General features: G+C 39.0%; 21 protein-coding genes. 7 read left to right on the top strand and 14 right to left on the bottom strand.

Going from position 1 to position 22,573, the window contains the following annotated elements:
* Positions 1-150: 150 nt before the first annotated feature.
* Positions 151-612, bottom strand: coding sequence for a DUF441 domain-containing protein (locus M3182_RS23350; protein WP_251431606.1), 462 nt, complete (start codon positions 610-612; stop codon positions 151-153).
* Positions 613-844: 232 nt separating this feature from the next.
* On the opposite strand from M3182_RS23350, the gene ytvI reads away from it, so the two are divergent.
* Positions 845-1,969 (top strand): sporulation integral membrane protein YtvI, encoded by a 1,125-nt coding sequence (gene ytvI, locus M3182_RS23345; protein ID WP_251431609.1) that lies wholly within the window; start codon positions 845-847, stop codon positions 1,967-1,969.
* A gap of 7 nt (positions 1,970-1,976) precedes the next feature.
* Here ytvI and M3182_RS23340 read toward each other — a convergent pair whose 3' ends face one another.
* The 8 genes from M3182_RS23340 to dnaE form a co-directional block, all read right to left on the bottom strand.
* Positions 1,977-2,363 carry an FxsA family protein gene (locus tag M3182_RS23340; RefSeq protein ID WP_251431612.1) on the bottom strand — a complete coding sequence of 129 codons (387 nt, stop codon included), beginning with the start codon at positions 2,361-2,363 and terminating at the stop codon, positions 1,977-1,979.
* 316 nt (positions 2,364-2,679) lie between these two features.
* Complete coding sequence (pyk, locus tag M3182_RS23335; protein ID WP_251560300.1) at positions 2,680-4,440, bottom strand: pyruvate kinase; 1,761 nt, start codon at positions 4,438-4,440, stop codon at positions 2,680-2,682.
* Between the two features lie 28 nt (positions 4,441-4,468).
* Entirely contained in the window at positions 4,469-5,428 is a 960-nt protein-coding gene (gene pfkA / locus M3182_RS23330) for a 6-phosphofructokinase (protein ID WP_251431616.1), read from the bottom strand.
* Positions 5,429-5,674: 246 nt separating this feature from the next.
* Positions 5,675-6,652, bottom strand: coding sequence for an acetyl-CoA carboxylase carboxyl transferase subunit alpha (gene accA / locus M3182_RS23325; protein WP_251431618.1), 978 nt, complete (start codon positions 6,650-6,652; stop codon positions 5,675-5,677).
* Complete coding sequence (gene accD, locus M3182_RS23320) at positions 6,637-7,518, bottom strand: acetyl-CoA carboxylase, carboxyltransferase subunit beta (RefSeq protein ID WP_251431620.1); 882 nt, start codon at positions 7,516-7,518, stop codon at positions 6,637-6,639. Before accD ends, accA begins: the two co-directional genes overlap by 16 nt.
* 161 nt (positions 7,519-7,679) lie before the next feature.
* On the bottom strand, positions 7,680-8,249 hold the full coding sequence (locus M3182_RS23315; protein WP_432806611.1) for a FadR/GntR family transcriptional regulator: 570 nt from the start codon (positions 8,247-8,249) through the stop codon (positions 7,680-7,682).
* Between the two features lie 65 nt (positions 8,250-8,314).
* Entirely contained in the window at positions 8,315-9,553 is a 1,239-nt protein-coding gene (gene ystJ, locus M3182_RS23310; protein ID WP_251431625.1) for an NADP-dependent malic enzyme, read from the bottom strand.
* 118 nt (positions 9,554-9,671) lie between these two features.
* Positions 9,672-13,037: a DNA polymerase III subunit alpha gene (gene dnaE / locus M3182_RS23305; protein WP_251560298.1), complete on the bottom strand. Its 3,366-nt coding sequence runs from the start codon at positions 13,035-13,037 to the stop codon at positions 9,672-9,674.
* Between the two features lie 156 nt (positions 13,038-13,193).
* On the opposite strand from dnaE, the gene ytrH reads away from it, so the two are divergent.
* Together ytrH and ytrI are read left to right on the top strand one after the other, a co-directional pair.
* Complete coding sequence (ytrH, locus tag M3182_RS23300) at positions 13,194-13,523, top strand: sporulation membrane protein YtrH (RefSeq protein ID WP_251431631.1); 330 nt, start codon at positions 13,194-13,196, stop codon at positions 13,521-13,523.
* Position 13,524: 1 nt separating this feature from the next.
* Positions 13,525-14,031, top strand: coding sequence for a sporulation membrane protein YtrI (ytrI, locus tag M3182_RS23295; protein ID WP_251431634.1), 507 nt, complete (start codon positions 13,525-13,527; stop codon positions 14,029-14,031).
* 481 nt (positions 14,032-14,512) lie between these two features.
* On the opposite strand, the gene M3182_RS23290 is transcribed toward ytrI, so the two are convergent.
* On the bottom strand, positions 14,513-15,448 hold the full coding sequence (locus tag M3182_RS23290) for a DHH family phosphoesterase (RefSeq protein ID WP_251431637.1): 936 nt from the start codon (positions 15,446-15,448) through the stop codon (positions 14,513-14,515).
* A gap of 142 nt (positions 15,449-15,590) precedes the next feature.
* Between M3182_RS23290 and M3182_RS23285 the strand changes: the two genes are divergently transcribed.
* Entirely contained in the window at positions 15,591-15,896 is a 306-nt protein-coding gene (locus tag M3182_RS23285; RefSeq protein ID WP_251431640.1) for a YtpI family protein, read from the top strand.
* Positions 15,897-16,274: 378 nt separating this feature from the next.
* Here M3182_RS23285 and M3182_RS23280 read toward each other — a convergent pair whose 3' ends face one another.
* From M3182_RS23280 to M3182_RS23270, 3 genes are all read right to left on the bottom strand, one after another.
* A complete protein-coding gene (locus M3182_RS23280; protein WP_251431642.1) occupies positions 16,275-17,594 on the bottom strand; it encodes a CBS domain-containing protein in 1,320 nt (439 codons plus the stop codon).
* Positions 17,595-17,994: 400 nt separating this feature from the next.
* The gene (locus M3182_RS23275; RefSeq protein ID WP_251431645.1) at positions 17,995-18,237 is read right to left on the bottom strand and encodes a hypothetical protein; all 243 of its coding nucleotides are present in this window, start codon (positions 18,235-18,237) and stop codon (positions 17,995-17,997) included.
* A gap of 109 nt (positions 18,238-18,346) precedes the next feature.
* Positions 18,347-19,027 (bottom strand): metal-dependent hydrolase, encoded by a 681-nt coding sequence (locus M3182_RS23270; RefSeq protein WP_251560296.1) that lies wholly within the window; start codon positions 19,025-19,027, stop codon positions 18,347-18,349.
* 150 nt (positions 19,028-19,177) lie between these two features.
* Here M3182_RS23270 and M3182_RS23265 point away from each other — a divergent pair, with 150 nt between their 5' ends.
* On the top strand, positions 19,178-20,278 hold the full coding sequence (locus M3182_RS23265; protein ID WP_251560294.1) for a M24 family metallopeptidase: 1,101 nt from the start codon (positions 19,178-19,180) through the stop codon (positions 20,276-20,278).
* Positions 20,279-20,398: 120 nt separating this feature from the next.
* Complete coding sequence (gene deoC / locus M3182_RS23260) at positions 20,399-21,073, top strand: deoxyribose-phosphate aldolase (RefSeq protein ID WP_251431654.1); 675 nt, start codon at positions 20,399-20,401, stop codon at positions 21,071-21,073.
* A gap of 54 nt (positions 21,074-21,127) precedes the next feature.
* On the opposite strand, the gene M3182_RS23255 is transcribed toward deoC, so the two are convergent.
* Entirely contained in the window at positions 21,128-22,063 is a 936-nt protein-coding gene (locus tag M3182_RS23255) for a manganese-dependent inorganic pyrophosphatase (protein WP_251431656.1), read from the bottom strand.
* 314 nt (positions 22,064-22,377) lie between these two features.
* Here M3182_RS23255 and M3182_RS23250 point away from each other — a divergent pair.
* Positions 22,378-22,573, top strand: a 196-nt coding sequence (locus tag M3182_RS23250; RefSeq protein ID WP_251560292.1) for a hypothetical protein, incomplete at its 3' end; no start/stop codon positions are given.

Genomic DNA, 22,573 nt, shown 5'->3' with positions numbered 1-22,573 from the left:
TTATCCCTTAACGAAAAACCCGTATATCCGGGTTCTATCAATGATGAAAGGAAGAGCAAGTATAATTACAAGTCCTATTATAAACAATTCTCTGACTTTTGTGAATGAAAAGTAGTTAATTAGCAAAAAAAATGTTATTGCGCCAAAAAACTATTTGAAAATCTCAAAGATTTTCATTGCAACATAGGCAATTCCAGCACCAATTAAAGGACCAACCGCAACCCCTTTAAAAATGGTCACCGCCAAAATAGTGCCGAGCACAAGCGCAGTAGTAATATGTGGATCGGCCGCGAGAAGAACGACTCCCCCTTTTGCAAGGAGCGCAACCAAAATACCAGAGATAAGTGCAATCCACGCATATGGGGTTTTAAACGCACTTGATAAATCTTTAAAACCAATATCACCACTTGCGATCGGGGCTAAGACAGCGATCGTAATGATCGTTACCCCCCAATTAATCCCCTTTCCTTGGATAAAAGAAAAGACCTTTGAATCCATGCCAAGAAGTTTTAGTACAATAAGCACTCCAACTGCAATCATTAAAGATTGGTTCTTTACGATTAAGGCGATTACTAGTAATAAGCCTAAGAAAAGCAGAGGTTCATATACCACTTTCTTCGCCCCTTCCAAGGTTGTCACTATTGTAACATAATTTATTCAGTTTCATCAAAAATTTCTCATTATTCCCATTTAACATACATATAGACCTTCTTTTTTGTTATTAACGTTTTATCCCTGATTGGAACAAACTTTTCGAGAACGACTTCGTTAGAGCAGGAATTGACTAGCTATGTGGCGAATTCCTCCATAATCTTACTATTTAAAGTTGTTAAGGAGGATTGCATTGAATCCCGTCTATGTAAATAGGGTCATTCGATCATTATTAGTTGTTGCCATTATCCTACTTTCCATAGTTTCTGTTTATTTCCTTACAAAGTTTGCCTATCCATTTATCATTGGTTTATGTATTGCTTTTTTTATCAATCCACTCGTAAATTTCTTTGAGCGAAAAGTGAAAATGCCAAGAGGAATCGCCGTCTTTGTCGCCTTATTTTTAATCTTCTCTCTGATAGCCGGTTTGGTTTCTTTATTAATTGTAGAAATTGTGGCCGGTGCAGAATACTTGGCTAAGGTCGTGCCAAATCATATTGAAACCTTAATCGATTACATTGAAATGATCTTTGCAGCTCAACTTATTCCACTTTATAACCAGCTTTCAAGTATGTTTATGAACCTTGAAACTGGTCAACAAGACACCATTCTTGAGAATATCCAAAACGTTGGGACTCAAGTCGGAGGCACGATTGGGAGTTTTATTCAGCGTTTTTTTGAAAAAATCCCCAATATGCTCGGATGGTTACCAACTGCTGCGACCGTGATTATATTCTCTCTCTTAGGGACATTTTTTATTAGTAAAGATTGGTATCGATTATCCGCTATTGGCAGTAGGTTCATCCCTGGTAAAGCGAGATCTAGTGGGAAAACAGTCTTTGTTGACCTGAAAAAAGCATTATTAGGGTTTGTCACTGCACAGGCCACACTAATTTCAATCACAACGATTACCATTTTAATCGGTTTGTTAATTCTACGAGTTGATTATGCCATTACGATTGCACTTGTTACAGGCCTAGTCGACATTGTGCCCTATTTAGGAACCGGAGCTGTCTTTGTACCGTGGATTATTTTCGAAGCAATCACTGGTGATATGCGACTTGCAATCGGTTTAGGTGTACTTTACATTATTGTGTTAGTTCAACGTCAGCTGATTGAACCAAAAGTACTTTCTTCTAACATTGGAATTGATCCTTTAGCAACATTAGTCGCCTTGTTTGTCGGCTATAAGTTAATCGGTTTCCTTGGATTGATTGTGGGACCAGTCGTTCTCGTGATTGTTAACACATTGCACCGTGCAAATGTATTCCATGACGTTTGGGATTTCATTGTTGGCTCTGGAAAACCAAAAATATAGCGTAACCTTAACGAATAATCGTAATGGTCCCCTTGTCCATTCGTTTTTTAAAATATTTTGTTAACCACTGCTTTACATATGTCCGAGTTATCGGGAACAACAATAAAAATCCTGTCACATCTGTGACAAATCCTGGAGTAAGCAGTAAGGTTCCACCTACTAAAATACAAACACCATCAAGTAAAGCATCACCTGGCATCATACCGCGGCTTAAAAGGTCTTGAACCTTGTGAATCGCCATCAATCCCTGTTGCTTTGCTAAATAAGCACCTAAGATTCCTGTGAGCAAAATTAAAGCCATTGTTGGGAAAGCCCCTATGGTTTGACCAATTAATAATAATAGTGCAATTTCTACAGCTGGAATAATTACAATTACTAAGAATAAATATCTCATTGTATACACCTCGCAATGCTTGTTTTCCCTCTATTATACGCATTTTTAATGGGAGGAAGTCCATTAGAAGTCCACAAAGGATAAATTAAAAAGAACGAGCACACATGCCCGTTCTTTTTTAACGCTCTTTTCTCAAACTTTGTTGCCTTTGAACAAATGATACAACTGAAAAGAGATAGGTCATACCAAATAATAGCTTCTTAATTAGAAAAGAGCTTGCAGATATCATTAAAACTTACGAAATGGCTTACTATTGCGTTAAAATCAGTTTTAGGATTTTAACACCATTCTTTACAAAAACAGCCTCTTTTAAAACTTACAATACATTCGTACGGCCGTTATAAATGATTCCTCTTTGTGCGTCAACAGTAATTTCTTGACCTTCTGTAAAACGCTCCATAGCATCTTCCACACCGACAATTACTGGAATGCCCACATTCAATCCAACAACTGCAGCATGACTTGTTAAACCACCCTCTTGGGTAATGAGAGCGGCACATTTTTCAATGGCAGGAACCATTTCGCGATCAGATCCAATCGTAACAAGAATGTCTCCCGCTTGTACCTTATCTATTGCTTCTTGAGCATTTTGAGCTAAAACGACTTTCCCATATGCGCTTTTGCGTCCAATGCCTTGAGCTTTAACAATGACATCTCCGACAACATGGATTTTCATAATGTTTGTTGTTCCTGATTCACCAACCGGTACGCCAGCAGTGATCACAACTAGATCACTATTATTTACTAAACCACTATTCATGCTATCTTCTACTGCATTCGATAACATTTCATCGGTTGTATCTGCCTTTTTCCCTAACTGAGGATAAACACCCCATACTAAAGCTAATCGACGCTGAACAAAGTCATTTGATGTAACCGCAACAATTGGTGCTTTTGGACGGTATTTAGAAATCATCCGAGCAGTGTGTCCACTTTCAGTTGGAGTAATAATCGCCTTCACGTCCAGGTTTAGTGCTGTATGTGCAACAGACTGTCCGATGGCATCCGTGATGCTATGTTCTGTTGACTTACTACGAGCTGATAATAAGTTCTTATGGTTTAATGCCTGTTCTGCACGTGAAGCAATATTGTGCATCGTTTGAACTGCTTCAACTGGATATTGTCCAGCAGCTGTTTCACCTGAAAGCATAATTGCATCAGTACCATCAAAAATTGCATTGGCTACGTCACTTGCCTCTGCACGTGTTGGTCTTGGATTACGTTGCATTGAATCTAACATTTGCGTTGCAGTAATAACTGGCTTCCCAAGCGTATTACACTTTTTAATTAATTCCTTTTGTACAAGTGGAACTTCTTCCGCAGGAATTTCTACACCTAAGTCTCCACGGGCAACCATTAAACCGTCTGAAACCGCTAAGATTTCATCGATATTATCGACACCTTCTTGGTTCTCAATCTTAGGAATGATGTTAATATGGGAAGCATTGTTTTCTTCCAATAGTTCACGAATTTCTAGAACATCCGAACCACGTCTAACAAAAGATGCAGCGATAAAATCTACCCCTTGTTCAATTCCAAAGCGAATATCGTTGGCATCCTTCTCCGTAATACCTGGTAATTTAACAGAAACACCTGGAACATTAACACCTTTTTTATTTTTCAAAGTACCGCTATTTAAGATTTTTGTTTTGATTTCATTTTTCGCCTTATCAATGTCTAACACTTCAAGACCAATTAATCCATCATCTAATAAAATTTTATCTCCTGGTTTCACATCATCGATGAGGTTTTCATATGTAACGGAAAACTTTTCTGTTGTACCAAGTACCTCAGTCATTGAAACAATGATCTCGTTACCAGATTGAAGCTCAATAGCACCGTTCTCCATATTATTTGTCCGAATTTCAGGACCTTTTGTGTCTAATAAAATCGCAACAGTTTTACCTGTTTTCTCTGACGCTACACGGATATTCTTAATTCTTTGGCCATGCTCGTCAAAGTCACCGTGAGAGAAATTTAGACGGGCAACATTCATTCCCGCTTCCATCAACGCTGTTAAATTTTCAATACTTTCACTTGCTGGACCAATGGTACATACAATCTTTGTTTTACGCATTAAAAGTGAACCTCCCTGAATTTGCTTCTTAAATAGATAATTCTTTTGAAAGTTTATAGATGTCTAAATCAATCTTATGAGGCATAGCTAACGCTTCTATGATATCATAATCTACCAACTGGTTGTTCTCGATACCGACTGCACGTCCACCTGTATTATTCAATAATAGTTCAACTGCTCTAGCACCAAGACGACTTGCTAGTACACGGTCGGTAACAGTTGGCGTTCCCCCACGCTGAACATGGCCTAGAACCGTAACCCTTGTATCCATTTTTGTTACTTCTTCAATCTGTTTTCCCGCTTCGTATCCACTCATTACCCCTTCAGCAACGATAATGATACTATGCTTTTTGCCTCGTTCTTGTCCATTTTTCAATCGCTGAGCAATTTCTTGAATATCTTGTTCTGCTTCAGGGATTAAAATCGTCTCTGCTCCTCCAGCTAATCCAGCCCATAGCGCAATGTCCCCTGCGTTTCGCCCCATTACCTCAATCACGAAAGTTCTTTCGTGTGAAGAAGCTGTATCACGAATCTTATCGACTGCGTCAATAACTGTATTGACAGCTGTATCGAAACCAATCGTAAATTCTGTTCCTGGAATATCATTATCAATTGTTCCTGGAACACCTACACAAGGAAAGCCCTCTTCCGTCAAAAGCATTGCCCCACGGTAAGAGCCGTCCCCACCAATAACAACCAAACCTTCAATCCCATGTTTTTTTAATTGTTCAATCCCTTTTTGTCGACCTTCTTTTGTCTTAAACTCCTCACTGCGAGCAGATTGAAGAAAAGTACCTCCACGATGAATAATATCTCCTACAGAACCCAGTTCCAGTTTTTTAATATTTCCACTCATTAATCCAGCATATCCACCGAAGACTCCATAAATCTCCATATCATGGTAGATCGCTTTTCTGACCACTGCACGTACTGCCGCATTCATACCTGGGGCGTCACCGCCACTAGTTAGAACACCGATTCGTTTCATAGTCACTCACCTCTTCTTTATAATTATGTATCCTATTGGGTAACAATAATTTCCATTATGTACGCTACCTATTGGATTAGTTTTAAACACCAATATTTTAAAAATACCATGAAGATTAGCCTATCACAAGAATAGACATTAAATACTCATAAAGACAGAATAATGAGTATAATGGAAGCGTTTCATCCTAATTGAAAGCGGTGTTTTTTTGAAAAATTTAAAAAAGAACGTGTAAAAAACACGTTCTTAATTTACCCCGATATATTCATTTAATGACGAATATTGCCCAATCAATTTATATTTTTTATATCGATGGTCGATGATTTCTTCCTCAGAATATCCAGATAATGACTTTAACGATGCTAATAAGGTCTGGTCAATCGCTTGAACCTGTTTTTCTAAATCGCGATGGGCCCCACCTCTTGCTTCAGGAATAATTTCATCCACTACTCCTAATTCTTTCAAATCTGGAGCGGTAATTCGCATTGTCTCTGCCGCTTTTTTTGCTTGCGAAGCATCTCTCCACAGAATAGAGGCTGCCCCTTCTGGAGAGATTACGGAATAGGTTGAGTTTTCGAGCATATGAATATGATTTCCAACTCCAAGAGCCAGTGCTCCCCCACTACCACCTTCTCCTATTACGATACAAACAACCGGTACTTTTAAGCCTGCCATTTCGAATAGGTTTCTTGCAATGGCTTCACTCTGTCCTCTTTCTTCAGCGGCCTTTCCTGGATACGCACCTTTCGTGTCAATAAAGCAAATAATTGGTCTTCTAAATTTTTCAGCCTGTTTCATTAAACGAAGTGCCTTTCGATACCCTTCAGGATGAGGCATTCCAAAGTTCCTTCGGATATTCTCTTTTGTATCTTTCCCGCGTTGGTGTCCAATTACAGTGACGGGCAAACCGTGATATTTTGCAATACCACCAACAATGGCCTCGTCATCGCCAAAGACTCGATCTCCATGGCATTCAAAGAAATCTGTAAAAAGTTTAGAAATATAATCCAAACTAGTTGGACGCTCTGGATGACGAGCAATTTGAACACGATCCCACGGTTTTATATTCTCATATATCTCATTTTCTAACTTCTCTAGTCTAGCTTCAAGTTTTTCAATTTCTGCAGATAAGTCCATATCCGTGTTTTGGGTATAATCTCTTAGTTCAGAAATCTTTTTCCTTAATTCAACCACTGGTTTTTCAAATTCTAAATCTCCTGCCACCGATTAATCCCCCCCGGTTGATGTATTTCTAAAATGGACGCGATGGTTTCACGTAAATCGGAACGTGAAACAACCGCATCTAGCTGTCCATGCTTAAGTAAAAACTCTGATGTTTGGAAATCCTCAGGAAGTTCCTCACGGATGGTCTGTTCAATGATTCTACGCCCAGCAAACCCGATTAAGGCACCTGGCTCAGCAAAATTATAATCTCCTAATGAAGCGAAACTTGCTGAAACACCCCCCGTGGTCGGATGCGTCATAATTGAGATAATCAATCCTCCATGGTCACTAAATCTCTTAAGAGCCGCGCTTGTTTTTGCCATTTGCATTAAACTTAGCACGCCCTCTTGCATTCTAGCACCTCCGGAGGCCGTAAAAATAATAAATGGTACCTTCAGTTCATCCGCCTTTTCAATCGCTAATGTAATCTTCTCTCCTACTACCGACCCCATGCTTCCCATACGGAAAGAAGCATCCATAATAGCGACTACTACATTCAAACCATCTATGCTCCCAGTCCCCGTAACCACTGCTTCATTTAAATTTGTTTTTAACCGGTCTTTCTCAAGCTTATCCTCATAGTCCGGAAAATCTAAGGGATTTCCAGAAATCATACCATTGTTCAATTCCTCAAAGCTTCCTAAATCAACGAAGCTATCAATTCGCTCCTTGGAATTCATTTGATGATGAAAGCCACAATGGAAACATACCTTGAGGTTTTTCACCAACTCTTTTGTATACATAATCTTTTTACAGCTCGGACATTTTGTCATAATTCCTTCAGGGACATCCTGTTTTGCTGTTTCAGAAGGGATGGTGGCGTATTTTTTCTTTTTTGTAGTTTTCGTAAATAGTTCTTTCAGCAAGGTAATACCTCCCATATTGATTTAACAATGACACTCCAAAAGTGGACAGACCACTTAGGTGGACAGACCACTAAAAAACAAAATCATGCCCGAATCCTCATCTTGTATAAAGCCTGTCCTTTACTATATAACAATCGGGAGGTGGATTCTGTTGAATATTGTCACGACTCGTACGACAAATTACGCAGCCTTCGATATTTGATGAGGACTCGGTCAATATCCCCTTGTTCAAGAAATTCCACTAATTCTAGATAGTCTTCCTTGTTTGTTTTAAATTCCTCTCGATTCGTTGCCTGATAATAGTCTACTAGTATCTGCCAAATGCGATAGATAAGATGATTATCTGCTAGATCCGCTATTCTAATAAAAAAATCATTATCCTCAACGTTATGTTCATTCACCCAAGCTTTTAAACGTTGAAAGTCATTTTTATCTCGTTTAAGGACCGCTAACCGCAAACAGTCCATTTCGACTAAATATTTTGTCTCAATCACATCACGAACCGCTTTTTGATCTTGGAGAATAAAAGTACTTAACAGTTGGACAAGCTGATTGCCACGAAAATCCCTGATAAAAGTCCCTTCTCCTCGCCTAGTTTCAATTAACCCAAGCAGTTCTAGAGCTCTTAGGGCCTCCCGAACAGAGGAGCGTCCCGCATTGAGACGCTCCGATAGTTCCCGTTCTGAAGGGATTTTGTCACCAGGTTTAAGGCCATCTTTCTCGATAATCATTCTTAACTGTTTCACAATTTCGATATATACTTTCGTTGAGCTTTCATTTTGGCCCACCACTGCTATCACTCGCTTTTTTCGATAATAGAGAGCCGGCGTGTGCGATCCTTCACTTCTTCTGGATCCACTTTAATTCTAGCCACGCCTGTTTCCATTGCCGCTTGCGCAACCGCAGCAGCAACAGCAGGAGCTACACGCGGATCAAATGGTCCAGGAATCACGTAATCACTCGACAACTCTTCTGCACTAACTAAACCAGCAATTGCTTCTACAGCAGCAACCTTCATTTTTTCATTAATATGAGTAGCCCTAGCATCCAGCGCACCTCTAAAAATCCCTGGGAAAGCGAGCACATTGTTAACTTGATTAGGGAAATCAGAACGTCCTGTACCAATTACTTTAACTCCTGCTGCTTTTGCCTCTTCTGGCATAATTTCTGGAGTTGGATTTGCCATCGCAAACACAATTGGATCAGGGTTCATTGTCTTAACCATTTCCGCTGTCAATGCACCAGCAGCTGAAACGCCAATGAAAACATCTGCTCCAACAATAGCATCAGCAAGGCTTCCTTTAACATTATTGCGGTTTGTGTATTTGGCAATTTCTGCTTTTATAGTATTCATACCCTCAGGACGCCCTTCATAGATGGCTCCCTTAGTATCACACATGATAATGTCACGAACTCCATAAGAATAAAGTAACTTGATAATCGCGATTCCCGCTGCACCTGCCCCATTGGCAACTACCTTAATTTCAGTCATCTTCTTGCCCGTAATCTTCAACGCATTTACAAGACCGGCTACAGTTACAATAGCTGTACCATGCTGGTCGTCATGGAAAACAGGAATATTCGCTTCTTTTTTCAAGCGTTCTTCAATGACAAAACAATTCGGAGCAGCAATATCCTCAAGGTTTACTCCGCCAAATGTTGGTTCCATTAACTTTACCGTTTCAACAATTTTATCAATATCTGTTGTATTTAAACAAATTGGGAAAGCGTCTACGCCTGCAAAACTTTTAAATAGCACTGCTTTTCCTTCCATAACAGGTAAAGCTGCTTCAGGTCCAATATTTCCTAACCCTAACACGGCTGTACCATCTGAAACAACAGCGACCATATTGCCTTTCATCGTATAATCAAATACGGTTTCAGGCTTATCATAAATTTCCTTACAAGGTTCTGCCACCCCTGGAGAGTATGCTAGGCTTAAATCTTTTGCATTTTTAACTGGAACCTTTGATTTTGATTCCAATTTACCTTTGTGCTCTTTGTGCATATGCAATGCTTCATCTCTTAAGTTCAACTAAAGTCCACTCCCTTTTATCATTAAAAAAAGGTCCTCTATCGCGAGCAAAACGTCTTTAGGTGGTCAGACCACATTTTCTTTTACAATATAACACATTCCAGAAACTTGTAAAAGGCTATTTTTTTAGGACGACATTTTTCTCACCGAGGAATTCCCTTAGAGCTTCCAAACAAGGTTTGGAACCATCCACTTGATAGTCTTTACTTAATAGCACTGTTTTTTCTATATCCGCATAGTGAAGAATGACCGGTATTGACCCATTGTGTTTTTTCAGAACTTCTTTTAACTCGTATAAGTGATCTGCTTCTTGATGACTTGAATCAACTTTCAAATACAGTGTAGGCTGTTTTTGCTGAACTGCTTTTCTCTCCTGATCAAGGTCGAGTAGACTTTGAATAATAAATTGCCTTTTCCCATTTCTTTCTTCAAGCTTCCCTTCAAGCAGGACGATTTCTCCTTGCTTTAAATTATGTCCTGAGCGTTTATAGACTAACGGAAAGGCAACAGCTTCGATTTCATCACTAGGATCACTAAGAGTATAAAAGGACATCGCTTCACCTTTTTTTGTTCGGATCATCTTAGCATCCGTAATGTATACCCCTATTTTTGCACGTTCTCCGGTTTGAATATCCATGATTGCCCTTGCACCAGCTTGAGCAAATGCTTCTTTTCTTACGGAAATTGGATGAGTCGATAAATACAGACCTAGCACTTCCTTTTCAAGGGCCAGTTTATCTTCTACTCTCATCGGATCAACCATGACGTATTTAGGTTTGATATCAAATTCAGCCTCGGCAAACAGACCAAATTGATTTTCGTCATCCGGAGCCATCAATTGGGCATGTTCGGCTGCAACATCCAGGGTCGCTAATAATGTTGCACGATCATGGCCAAATTCATCAAAAGCACCCGAATGCACTAGCGCCTCCATCGTTTTTCGATTCATAACTTTCTGAGGAACCCGAAGACAAAAATCAAACAAATCGGCAAAAGCTTTTTTCCTCCTTGCTTGAAAGATCGCCTTTAATGCTACTGCCCCAACTCCTTTAATACCTGCAAGACTATATCGAATATTATTACCTTCAACCAAAAAACTAAAATGACTTTTATTAATCGAAGGGGGTAATAATTCATAGCCTCTATGTGTCAATTCCCTAGCATATTGAGTCATCTTCGCTTCATTTCCAAGCGATGAAGTCATTAATGAAGCAAGAAAATAAAGCGGGTAATGCGCTTTTAAAAAAGCTAACTGATAGGAGATAAAACTATAAGCTACCGCATGGCTGCGATTAAAACCATAATTAGCAAAACGTACTATCAAATCATAAATCTGATTGGCTGTTTGCTCTTTGTATCCTTTCCCTAGTGCCCCTTTAACAAAATGAGTTCTCTCCTTATCGAGCACTTCTTTTTTCTTTTTACTCACGGCTCTACGAAGTAAATCGGCCTCTCCTAGTGAAAACCCTGCAAGCTTGGAAGCAATCTGAATGATTTGTTCCTGATAAACAATGACTCCGTAAGTATTTTCCAGAATCTCCGCTAAATCAGGATGTGGATACTGAATTGGTTCCTTTCCGTGTTTGCGGTCAATAAACAATGGAATATTCTCCATTGGTCCTGGGCGATATAAAGCATTTACGGCTACGATGTCTTCAAATCTAGTAGGCTTTAATTTCGTTAGGACCTTGCGCATCCCTTCTGATTCTAATTGGAATACACCAGTGGTATCTCCCTTGCTCAATAATTCAAATGTCTGTTTGTCTTGCAGGGGGATTTTACGGATATCTACTTTCTGACCAGTTTTCCTATGGATGGATACAAGGATGGATTCAATGAGCGTCAAATTTCTTAAACCTAGAAAATCCATTTTTAATAACCCAGCTTCTTCAAGATGTTCCATAGAGTATTGTGTCAATAGAACATTTCCGTGCCCAGATTGAATAGGGATTAACTCTGTAAGAGGCTGTTCACTAATCACAACCCCAGCTGCATGGGTAGAAGTATGTCTTGGAAGGCCTTCTAACTTTACTGCCGTTTGGAATAACCTTTGATTTAATTCTGATTCAGCTACAAATTTCCGTAACGGTTCTGACTCTTTATAGGCATCGGCTAATGTAATCCCTAATCGTGAAGGAATGAACCTTGATAACCGCTCTAATTCTTTTGTATTGAGACCAAAAACCTTCCCTACATCGCGAGCTGCAGCCTTAGCCGCTAGTGTCCCAAAGGTAACAATTTGAGCGACATGTAATTCACCGTACTTTCCAGCCACATAGGCAATCATTTCATCACGACGATGGTCGGGAAAGTCGATATCAATATCAGGCATAGTTACTCGTTCAGGATTAAGAAAACGTTCAAAAAGCAAATTATGTTGAATCGGATCGACGTCGGTTATATACAAAACATAAGCAACAATTGAACCGGCAGCTGAACCACGTCCTGGCCCTGTTAAAATGCCATTCTCTCGAGCAAACTTCATAAAGTCCCAAACAATTAAAAAATAGTCACTAAACTTCATTTTTTTGATCACTGATAGTTCGTATTTAAGTCTATTTACTTGAACAGCGGTTGGTTGAATGTAGCGACTTTTTAGACCAGTAAAGCAAATCTCGTCTAATAATTCATCTGCTGTTTGCCCCTGAGTTACCGGGTATTTTGGCAAATGTCTGCTTTTCAAATCAATCATGACATTACAGTTTTCAGCAATCTTCAAAGTATTTTCTAGCGCGTCCGGGTATTCCCCAAATAAATCAGTCATTTCCAAAGTATTTTTCAAATAAAACTGATCGGACCCTAATTTTAGTCGCCCGTCTTCCGAGAGTTTCTGCCCACTCTTAATCGCTAACAGACATTCTTGTGCAAACGAATCTTCACGATCCAAATAATGAACATTATTTGTTGCAACGAGCGGGATGTTCATTTCAGCTGAAAGGCTAGCCAACCGCTCAACAAGTTCCACTTGACCAGAAAGCCCTTGGTTCTGTATCGACAAGTAAAAGCGATTTTCCCCAAATAGATCAGCTAACATTTTTAACGTACGGTTAGCTACCTCTGGTTCGTTATTCAGTAATGCTTGTTCAATCTTGCCTTCCATCCCAGGTGTGAGGGCATATAAACCTACCGCATAATGACGTAGCCATTTAAGCGGTATTCCTTGCGGGGATTTTGTTTGAACAGCACTTGATATTTTCATAAGGTTTTTAAATCCCTCGTTATTAATCGCTAAAAGGACGAGTGGCCCTAATTTTTCTCCATCTATCTCTTCTACTACATCTACTGTTAACCCGATAATCGGCTTTATTCCATGTTTCAGACATTCTTTATAAAAAGCAACCGTTCCATACATAACATTACGGTCAGTAAGCGCAATCGCATCAAAACTACTCTCTTTTGCTTTTTTAACTAAACCCTCAATCTTAATGGTACTAGTCAAAAGACTATATGAACTATGTACTTGTAGGTGAATAAATGCTGACAATGAAATCACCCCCTTAAAAGTTCTATCTATTTCATTATATGGGTTGTATCAAAAAAAGAAAATATGTTCTCATTTTACACTACGAGTTTAATCATAATTCCGATTGTTTGTCCATACGATTTAAGGAAGAGAATTTTTCCCAAAGGGGACTATTAAATGAACCAACCATTTATTACACAGTTATTTCAGAGTTATTTTATTGCACTTGGCGTATTGTTAGGCGGTTCTTTAATTGGAGGACTCGCTTCTTTCTTAACCGGTCAACCCTTACTCACCCAGATTTCGCGTATTTCTGATCTTATCCGGATTTGGGCTATTATTGCAGCGATTGGGGGTACCTTTGACACGGTTTACAGTTTTGAACGCGGTTTAATGGATGGAGATACGAAGGATATTTTTAAACAGTTTTTACTCATCCTGTCGGCTATGGGCGGAGCAAAAACGGGAGCAACGATTATTAAATGGCTAACATTGGAGCAGGTATAACATGCACATTCCACCTTATTACCGGAAACCCTCATGGCAGCGTTTTTTTTCAGGAATGGTGGTTGGTGCCGGTTTAAGCTGGTGCATCTTTCTCTACATGCATGGAGTTATGCTTGAAGAAAAATCGGCAGAAATAAGCAAACTTTCATCAGAACTTAAAGACGAGAAGAATAAAGTGAAAATATGGCAGGACGATTATAAAGCATTAAATGAAAAAAGCCTCGAACAACTTACGATTCAAGATATCAAAGTGAAAATTACTAATGGAGCAAAATATGATTTAGACACACTTGCTGTCCTACAAGTAGAAGAAGAAATTAGAGAAGATTTGACTTATTTTATTGCAAAGGATTTAGAATTCGTTTATAAAAGCAGAGATTTAATAACAAAAATCATTAAAAATAAAGTAATCAAAGCGGCAAACGGAAAACGTTATCGCCTCAGAATTAAATCAACGGTTGTTTACACGACAGTCAATTTAGAGCTAGAACTCCAGTTAGATGACTAATTCGGACCGTTCATTTTGAGTATTTACATGGCTCTTGCATGCCCCTTTTTCAATAAGCAAAAGGGGTATTTTATTTTTATTAGAAAAGCAAAAAAATAACTGTCGATTTATTCGGCAGCCTGGAAACGGGTTTTTCCCGAGGGTTCTTGTTCATTTGTTTTTAATGGTAAAAGGCAAGGATAACAGGTCTATTACCTGGATTAATAGACGGTATATATACCCACTAGATTTAATCCTAATTTCGATTTTGTTCTCTATAATATTGAAATATTTCTCATGGCCCCCATACGAGAAATATAAAAGTGTTTTATTCCCGGTAAGGAACAACTTAATGCCAGTACCGGGAATAAGTCGCTCGTTATATTCACACTACCGAGAATAAACAAGCAATCTCTCAAGATTTATTCCCCCTACCGAAAATAAATCGAACTCTTCTATATGAACTTATGTGATAAAACGCAACACACTATAACCGTAATATCTATTCTTTACACAATTCAATTAAATCGTTGATTACTTTTTCTGCCTCATCCCATGAGTAAATGGACGCGCCAGAAGCTAGCGGATGTCCTCCACCATTGTATTTACGAGCAAGAACATTAATAATTGGACCTTTTGAACGCAAGCGAACCCGTATTTGATCTTCCTCTTCAATGAAGAATACCCATGCCTTAATTCCCTTAATTGATCCAAGTTCACTAACAAGTAGTGATGCATCTGAAGGCCTTACATCGTACTCTTCTAAAAGCTCTTTTTTCAAATACACACAGGCAGCACCGTTTGCAAGTGCTTCAAAATTCTGCAGGACATACCCCTTTAATTTGATGACTTTTACATCTAAATCATACATCTGATTAAAAAGTTCTGGCCGGGAGAAATTGTAATGGATTAGCTCTCCTGCATAAGCGAAGGTTTTATCTGTTGTACTTGGATAAAGAAAACGTCCTGTATCACCAACTATACCTGCAAATAACAAACGTGCTGCTTCATCTGATAATTTCAAGCCACGTTCTTTATATGTAAGATAGAATTCATAAATCATTTCGCTGGTAGAGCTTGCAGTTGTATCTACCCATACTAAATCCCCATACGGGTCCTCGTTCGGATGATGGTCAATTTTAATCAACTTCTCTCCTTGCCGGTAGCGCTTGTCACAGACTCGTTCCTGATTGGCTGTATCACAAACAATGACTAAAGCTTTCTCATACTCTTCATCTGTGATTTGATCCAACCTTCTCATATAATGAAGCGAAGGCTCCTCTTTTCCAACTGCATATACCTTCTTTTCAGGATAGGATTGTTTGAGTATCTCTACTAGTCCTCCTTGTGATCCATATGCATCTGGATCTGGACGAACATGACGATGAACAATAATGGTTTCATAGTTTTCAATTTCACGAATAATTTGCTCTTTCATCGGGAAAATCTCCTTCAATAACAAAATAGTTAAGTTTATTATAATCTTAGTATTTAGAAAATAAAAAGAAAAAACTGTATTATAGTAATTTATACAATTTACCGTTAAAATAAAAGAAGACTTTTGTTTGGAGGTACAAATAATGGCAATCCTTGTCTTCTTAATTGTTGTTTCCTTTGTTATGTATGTATTCTATAAGCTGAAATATGTTCGGAGCTCTCGGCCGATTGAAAAAAAGTGGCTCTCCGCAAAATCAAGCATAGCATTAGGAATCTTTGTTGCTCTTTTCGGGGTCAATCAATTGTTTTTATTTCCAGCCACAATTACGTATATCATAGCTGGTTTGTTTATTCTGTTAGGAGCCTATAACGCCTATCACGGGATTAAAGCTTATCAGCACTATCTTCCATTCGCAAGAGAAGAAGCAGAAGCATTAAACAACCATTAAGATTAGAAAGAAGCCGACTTTAGGTCTGGCTTCTTTTTTACTACCCAATAGAGTATAGCTTTAAAGCTTTGATGTTGCGCAAGGCGCCTCCGCTTTTCTTTTTTGTCAAGCTGCGGCTCCTAGCCCCTCGAGTCGCTTCAGTCTGGCAGTTGAAGTCAAAGAACGACTTCATCTGCCAGCCCTCCAGCGCTTGTCGGGGCTGAGCCAGTCGCCTCCGCTTTTCTTATTGTCTAGCTCCAGCGCCCTAGCGGCTAGTGTCCTTCCCTCTCCGCCGCAACGATTGCGTCAACATCGAATTGCTATCGCTCTTCGTGTTTCCTTTATCTCAGTTGGAGAGTTCCAGGCCATACGCCGCTGAGCAGGGCGCTTCCGCTTTTCTTATTGTCTATCGATTAGTTGGCAGACCATCATTGCTTTACCTACTAGGACTCCGTCGTTATATACTTCTACGTCGACTTTTCCGAACTTCCGACCGACTTCAAGGATTCTTGGAATAATCTCGAGAACACTATCAATTTGTACTGGTTTCAGAAAATAAATCGTCATGTTTTCGACGACCAGATCACCTTTTTTATATCCTCTTAGGATACGATTCGCTGCTTCCGAGACTAGAGTTGTAAAGACCCCGTAAGAAATTGTCCCGATGTGGTTGGTCATTTGTGGAGTGACCGTGCAGCGGAAACTCTCCTCACCTTTGCCTTTCCCTTTCGTCACAATTATTTGGCTTGTCACGGTATCATCCAATGTTTCCCCTACTTGAGGCTGGCGCTGAATCATTTGTAACGCCTTCAATACATCCTGCCTACTAATGATCCCGATTAATTTATTTGATTCATCTACAACAGGGAGCATCTCGATTCCTTCCCATACCATCATATGAGCGGCCGATGCTACACTCGTTTTGCCGCCAACGGTCATCGGTTGTTTTGTCATTACTTTTTCAATTGGCGTATCGGGGCTATCTCCCAATATATCCTTTGAAGTGACCATCCCTTGAACCTTCAAATTCTTGTCAACAACAGGGAAGCGACTATGAGAGGTCTCTTCTTTATATCGATACCAGTCTCCAACTGTATGATTCGTCCTTAAATACGCGGTCTCGGTAATCGATGTAAGAATGTCCTCAACCAAGACAATTTCTTTTTTAATTAGCTGATCGTAAATTGCTCGGTTAATCATCGTCGCTACCGTGAATGTATCATAACTACTAGAGATAATCGGTAATTGAAGTTCATCTGCTAGCTTTTTAACACTTTCCTCTGTATCAAAACCACCAGTAATTAATACTGCTGCACCAGCTCTTAATGCTTGTTCATGTGCTTTATCACGATTTCCGACGATTAATAGATTGCCCGCACCTGTATATCGCATCATCGCTTCAAGTTTCATGGCTCCGATAACGAATTTGTTTAACGTCTTATGCAGGCCTCCTCTGCCACCTAGAACCTGACCATCAACGATGTTAACAACCTCTGCAAACGTAAGCTTTTCAATATTTTCTTTCTTTTTCTTTTCGATTCGGATGGTTCCTACCCGTTCAATCGTACTGACATACCCTTTATTTTCAGCATCTTTTATCGCGCGATATGCAGTCCCTTCACTTACATTCATTGCCTTGGCGATCTGTCGTACAGATATTTTTTCCCCAATAGGAAGTCCATCAATGTATTGTAAAATTTGCTCATGCTTTGTTGCCAAGACGTTCACCCTTTATCAATAAAGTTCCGTACGGAAATACTTTCCTATCCTTATTATAAAGAGAAAAAAGTCTTGATTCAATTATATCCTACCTTCAACAGCCTTTTTTCACCGATACTTGTATAAACCCCCTTACCAATCCTTTTAAAGGGAACCAGAGTGGACACCGGTTTTGGATTATGGCTCTTTTCTGAAACTTTGTTGCTTTTAGATATAAAGAGAAGAAAATTAGCTGTGTTTACACGGGTCAGCAACTTAAAAATCAGGAAAAAAGAGTCAGTAAACTCATTCGAACGCACAAAATGGCTTATCCTGCGTTAAAATCGACTTTAGGATTTTAACAACAATCTTTACAAAAACAACAACCAACATGTAGGAGGACCTCCCATATCAAAGTAGCTTATCCACCAAAACCCCGTTCTCTCTTTTGATCATATCCTCCACTCGTTCTAACTGCTTTTTGCTTCTTCGGTGTATAAAGAAAAGCGGAAAGGTTTCCTGCAGCAACCAATAAGGCAAATAGAAGCCATGTTCCGGCAAATAGGCTGTCCACTCCTATTGATTCCAAAGAAAACTTTGGGACCGCGTAATAAAGCATCAAACCGCAAAGTAACAAATATAGCAGATATTTATTTTTGTTCATCGTACTCCTCCTTTTTTAATAGCTTGTTCTATATATCTATGCTTAAAGTTATAAAAAAACACAAAAACTGTTGTCACATGTCATCCATGCAACAACAGTTTTTTGTGTTTTATAGCTTAATACTCTCTCCCGGCTTGAGTACTTGCCCATTTTCAGCTTTTAACAATTGGATAAATTTCTGTGGATCCTGTTTAATTGGTGGGAATGTATTAAAATGAATTGGTACGACTTTCTTCGCTTGCAGGAACTCTGCCGCAATCGCAGCATCTTCAGGTCCCATCGTAAAATTGTCACCGATTGGTAGGAAAGCAAGATCAATCGGGTGAAGTTCCCCAATTAGTTTCATATCGGAAAACAATCCTGTATCACCTGCATGATAAATGGTTTTCCCTTCTATAAACAAAAGCACACCCGCAGGCATTCCACCATAAATAATTTGTTGATCGCTTGTTGCATATCCGGAGCCATGAAAAGCCTGAGTCATCTTCACTTTTCCAAAATCAAATTCAAATGCACCACCGATATTCATACCATGTGTACGAACACCTTGCCAACCTAAATATGTAGCTAAATCCGCATTGGTGATTACTAGCGCATCATTCTTTTTAGCCAACTCCACTGTATCCCCGACATGATCATTATGTGCATGGGTTAAAATAATATAATCCGCATTGATTTCATTTACTTTTAAATCTGTTAGTTCATTCCCATTAATAAAAGGATCGACTATTATTGTCTTTCCGCCTGTTTCCACTTTCACAACTGAATGCCCATGATAAGATACTTTCAAATTGATCTCTCCTTTCAATCTTCTCACTTAGATACTTCTACAATTCTAATATAAATCCTTTTCATTTATACACATCATACATCAAACATTTCCCTTTCTTCTTTTCATTTGATAGTCTCTTAATAATGAGATAAAAAAGGAGGAATACTAATGACAACCGAACGGTTAACAAAATTATCAAGCTGGTTAGAGGAGAAGGAAATCGATGTAGCTTTTCTTACTTCTTCCGAGAATGTCTTTTATCTAAGTGGTTTTTTAAGTGATCCGCATGAACGATTACTAGGAATTGGTGTATTCCCCGATGCAGAACCATTTTTAATTTGCCCAGGTATGGAAAAAGAGGATGCAAAGAAAACGGGTTGGCCTTATGAAATCATTGGTTATGACGACACCGTAAACCCTTGGGAAATGGTGCGCACTGCAATTCTTTCCAGAAGTGCCAATGTACATAAAACAGCGGTTGAAAAAGAACATCTAAATGTTGAGCGATACGAACAATTACAGAAAATGTTGCCAAATAGCACCTATGTTTCTGTCGAAGAAAGGTTAAGGGAACTTCGCCTAGTTAAGGATTCCCATGAAGTTGAGAAACTCCGGGAAGCTTGTGCTTTAGCAGACTATGCAATTGAAGTTGGGGTTCATGAGATTAAAGAAGGTAAAACAGAAATGGAAATCCTTGCAGCTATCGAATACGCCCTTAAGAAAAAAGGAGTCTTAGAGATGTCCTTTTCTACAATGGTTTTAACCGGAAAAAATGCTGCTTCTCCCCACGGAACCCCAGGCAATACCCGAATTCAAAAAGGTGATTTCGTCCTCTTTGACCTCGGTGTTATAGTCGACGGATACTGCTCTGATATTACAAGGACTGTTGCTTATCATGACATTAGCTCTGAACAAGAAAAAATTTATCAAACTGTCTTGAATGCGCAATTAGAGGCGCTTAAGACCGTAAGACCAGGTGTCGCCTGTTCAACGGTTGATTTAGCAGCGAGAAATGTTATCTCAGATGCTGGCTATGGGGAATTTTTCCCACATCGACTTGGTCATGGTTTAGGGATTAGCGTTCACGAATACCCTTCCATCACGGAAAAGAATTCATTGGTTTTAAAGGAAGGAAACGTTTTCACCATTGAGCCAGGTATCTATGTACCAGAGCTAGCAGGTGTCCGTATTGAGGATGATCTCATTGTTACCAGCACAGGCTGCGAAATTCTTACAAAGTATCCTAAAGAGTTGCAAATAATAAAATAATCGTTCATGAAACGTTTTAACATCTGTTCATCATCTAATTTACATTTGTTCATATAATTGATATATTGTTCTAGTAGAGTAAGTTAAGCACTACCCTAAAGAACTAGGAGGAAATAAAGCATGACAACACAACTTGCACAAATGATTGACCACACTTTATTAAAAGCAAATGCAACCGAAGCTGAAATTATCAAACTTGCTGAGGAAGCAAAAGAACATAAATTTGCCTCTGTTTGTGTAAACCCAGCTTGGGTAAAAACAGCAGCGAAAGTCCTTAAAGACGTACCAGAAGTAAAGGTTTGTACCGTAATTGGTTTCCCACTTGGAGCATCCACTCCAGAAGTCAAAGCATTCGAAACAAAAAATGCGATTGAAAATGGCGCGGGAGAAGTGGACATGGTCATCAATATTGGAGCGTTAAAAGGAAAACAATATGATGTCGTCGAACAAGATATTAAAGCTGTTGTTGACGCTGCAAAAGGAAAAGCTTTGGTAAAAGTGATCATTGAAACATCACTTCTTACTGACGAAGAAAAAGAAACAGCATGTAAACTTGCTGTCCAAGCAGGTACTGATTTTGTTAAAACCTCAACTGGTTTTTCAACTGGAGGGGCAACGAAAGAAGATATTGCGTTAATGAGAAAAGTCGTAGGTCCATCCATTGGAGTAAAAGCTTCAGGTGGCGTAAGAAGCTTGGAAGATGCTCAAACGATGATTGAAGCTGGGGCTACCCGCATTGGTGCAAGTTCTGGGATTGCTATTGTATCGGGACAAACCTCAAATAGTTCATATTAATTGAAAAAACCAGCCAATAAAACAATGGCTGGTTTTTTGTTCGCAATTTTTCTATTATCCTTTTGCAACAAGCGTATCTGTTAACACAGGAACAACTTGTTTCTTACGAGAAACAACACCTTTAAGAACGGCTGTGTTATTTTCTAATTTAACATCAAACGCTGTTTCAACGGCATCCGCCTGCTTACCTAGGGCCAACCCAGTAGAATCATTTGTTAAAATATCTGTGATGACTAATAGGAATAGGTCTAACTCCTTGTCAGCGATGACATTGTTAATCACATCTTCCAATTCAGCTTGACGTGCGAGTACGTCGTTGACATCTACAGTATTTACTTGTGCAATCTCAACTTTAGAACTTCCCATTGAAAATTCTTTCGCATCAAGGGAAATTAGTTCTTTTGTCGTTTTGCTACTTAAGTCAGCACCTGCTTTTAGCATTTCCAATCCGTATACTTCTGCATCCACGCCAGCAATTTCCGCTAATTCTTTTGCTGCAGCAACATCTTGCTCAGTGCATGTAGGAGATTTAAACAATAAAGAATCAGAGATAATAGCGGATAGCATTAATCCTGCTGTCTGCTTATCAAGTTCAACATTGTTTTCTTTGTACATTTTATTTAAAATGGTCGCGGTACAACCCACTGGTTCTACACGGAAATACAATGGATCACTTGTTTCAAAATTTGCAACACGGTGATGGTCAATGACTTCTATAACTTTCACTTTTTCAATATCATCAGCACTTTGCTGACGTTCATTGTGATCTACTAAAATAACTTGTTGTGTTTCTTCTGATACATTTCCAACTAAACGTGGTTCTTCCGCCTTAAAATATTCTAGTGCGTATGCTGTTTCACCATTCACTTGCCCTAAACGTACAGGTTCCACGTTTTCTCCAAGTTTTTGCTTTAAATTCGCATAAGCAATCGCTGAACAAATCGTATCTGTATCAGGGTTCTTATGTCCAAAAATCAATACTTTTTCCAATTATGACACTCCTTCAACTCATTTCCTATTTTAGTGAACACCTTGTAGATGCACTCTTTATCCATTAACCAATATACTATAAATCGGCAAGAATTTACATCATTCCTATTCACTAAATAGAAAAAAGACCCAGTACAAATCAAACTTTACAATAATGGTCTTAACTGAAAATATTTTAGATGATTAAAAATGAAGGCTATTTTGGTAAAGATTATTGTTAAAATCCTAAAGCCGATTTTAACGCGTGATAGACCATTTTGTGCGTTCATGCTAAGTTTACAGATTCTTTTCTCCTGATTTAAAGTTGTTGTCCAGTGAAAACAAAGCGAATGCTTTTCTCCTTGTATCTGAAAGCAACAAAGTTTGAGAAAAGAGCCAAAATGAATAAAGTAGGGAAACCACTATCATGGCTTCCCCCTTATCAAACCGTACGTGCCCTATTAAGGCATACGGCTTACCCATATGTTACAAGTGTTATCAAGAGGATGCGTTCCAGGCATTTTGCATCTT

It is taken from the genome of Mesobacillus maritimus, assembly GCF_023715205.1.
Classification (GTDB): Bacteria; Bacillota; Bacilli; order Bacillales; family Cytobacillaceae; genus Mesobacillus_B; species Mesobacillus_B maritimus_C.
The sequence above is the reverse complement of the archived record's forward strand: the minus strand, read 5'-3'. Positions and strand labels throughout refer to the sequence as shown.

Excerpts from the sequence above, each read along its gene's own strand:
- M3182_RS23340 (WP_251431612.1), bottom strand. The coding sequence starts at position 2,363 with ATGAGATATTTATTCTTAGTAATTGTAATTATTCCAGCTGTAGAAATT.
- pyk (WP_251560300.1), bottom strand. The coding sequence starts at position 4,440 with ATGCGTAAAACAAAGATTGTATGTACCATTGGTCCAGCAAGTGAAAGT.
- pfkA (WP_251431616.1), bottom strand. The coding sequence starts at position 5,428 with ATGAAACGAATCGGTGTTCTAACTAGTGGCGGTGACGCCCCAGGTATG.
- M3182_RS23315 (WP_432806611.1), bottom strand. The coding sequence starts at position 8,249 with ATGATTATCGAGAAAGATGGCCTTAAACCTGGTGACAAAATCCCTTCA.
- ytrH (WP_251431631.1), top strand. The coding sequence starts at position 13,194 with ATGAACCAACCATTTATTACACAGTTATTTCAGAGTTATTTTATTGCA.
- ytrI (WP_251431634.1), top strand. The coding sequence starts at position 13,525 with ATGCACATTCCACCTTATTACCGGAAACCCTCATGGCAGCGTTTTTTT.
- M3182_RS23290 (WP_251431637.1), bottom strand. The coding sequence starts at position 15,448 with ATGAAAGAGCAAATTATTCGTGAAATTGAAAACTATGAAACCATTATT.
- M3182_RS23285 (WP_251431640.1), top strand. The coding sequence starts at position 15,591 with ATGGCAATCCTTGTCTTCTTAATTGTTGTTTCCTTTGTTATGTATGTA.
- M3182_RS23275 (WP_251431645.1), bottom strand. The coding sequence starts at position 18,237 with ATGAACAAAAATAAATATCTGCTATATTTGTTACTTTGCGGTTTGATG.
- M3182_RS23265 (WP_251560294.1), top strand. The coding sequence starts at position 19,178 with ATGACAACCGAACGGTTAACAAAATTATCAAGCTGGTTAGAGGAGAAG.
- deoC (WP_251431654.1), top strand. The coding sequence starts at position 20,399 with ATGACAACACAACTTGCACAAATGATTGACCACACTTTATTAAAAGCA.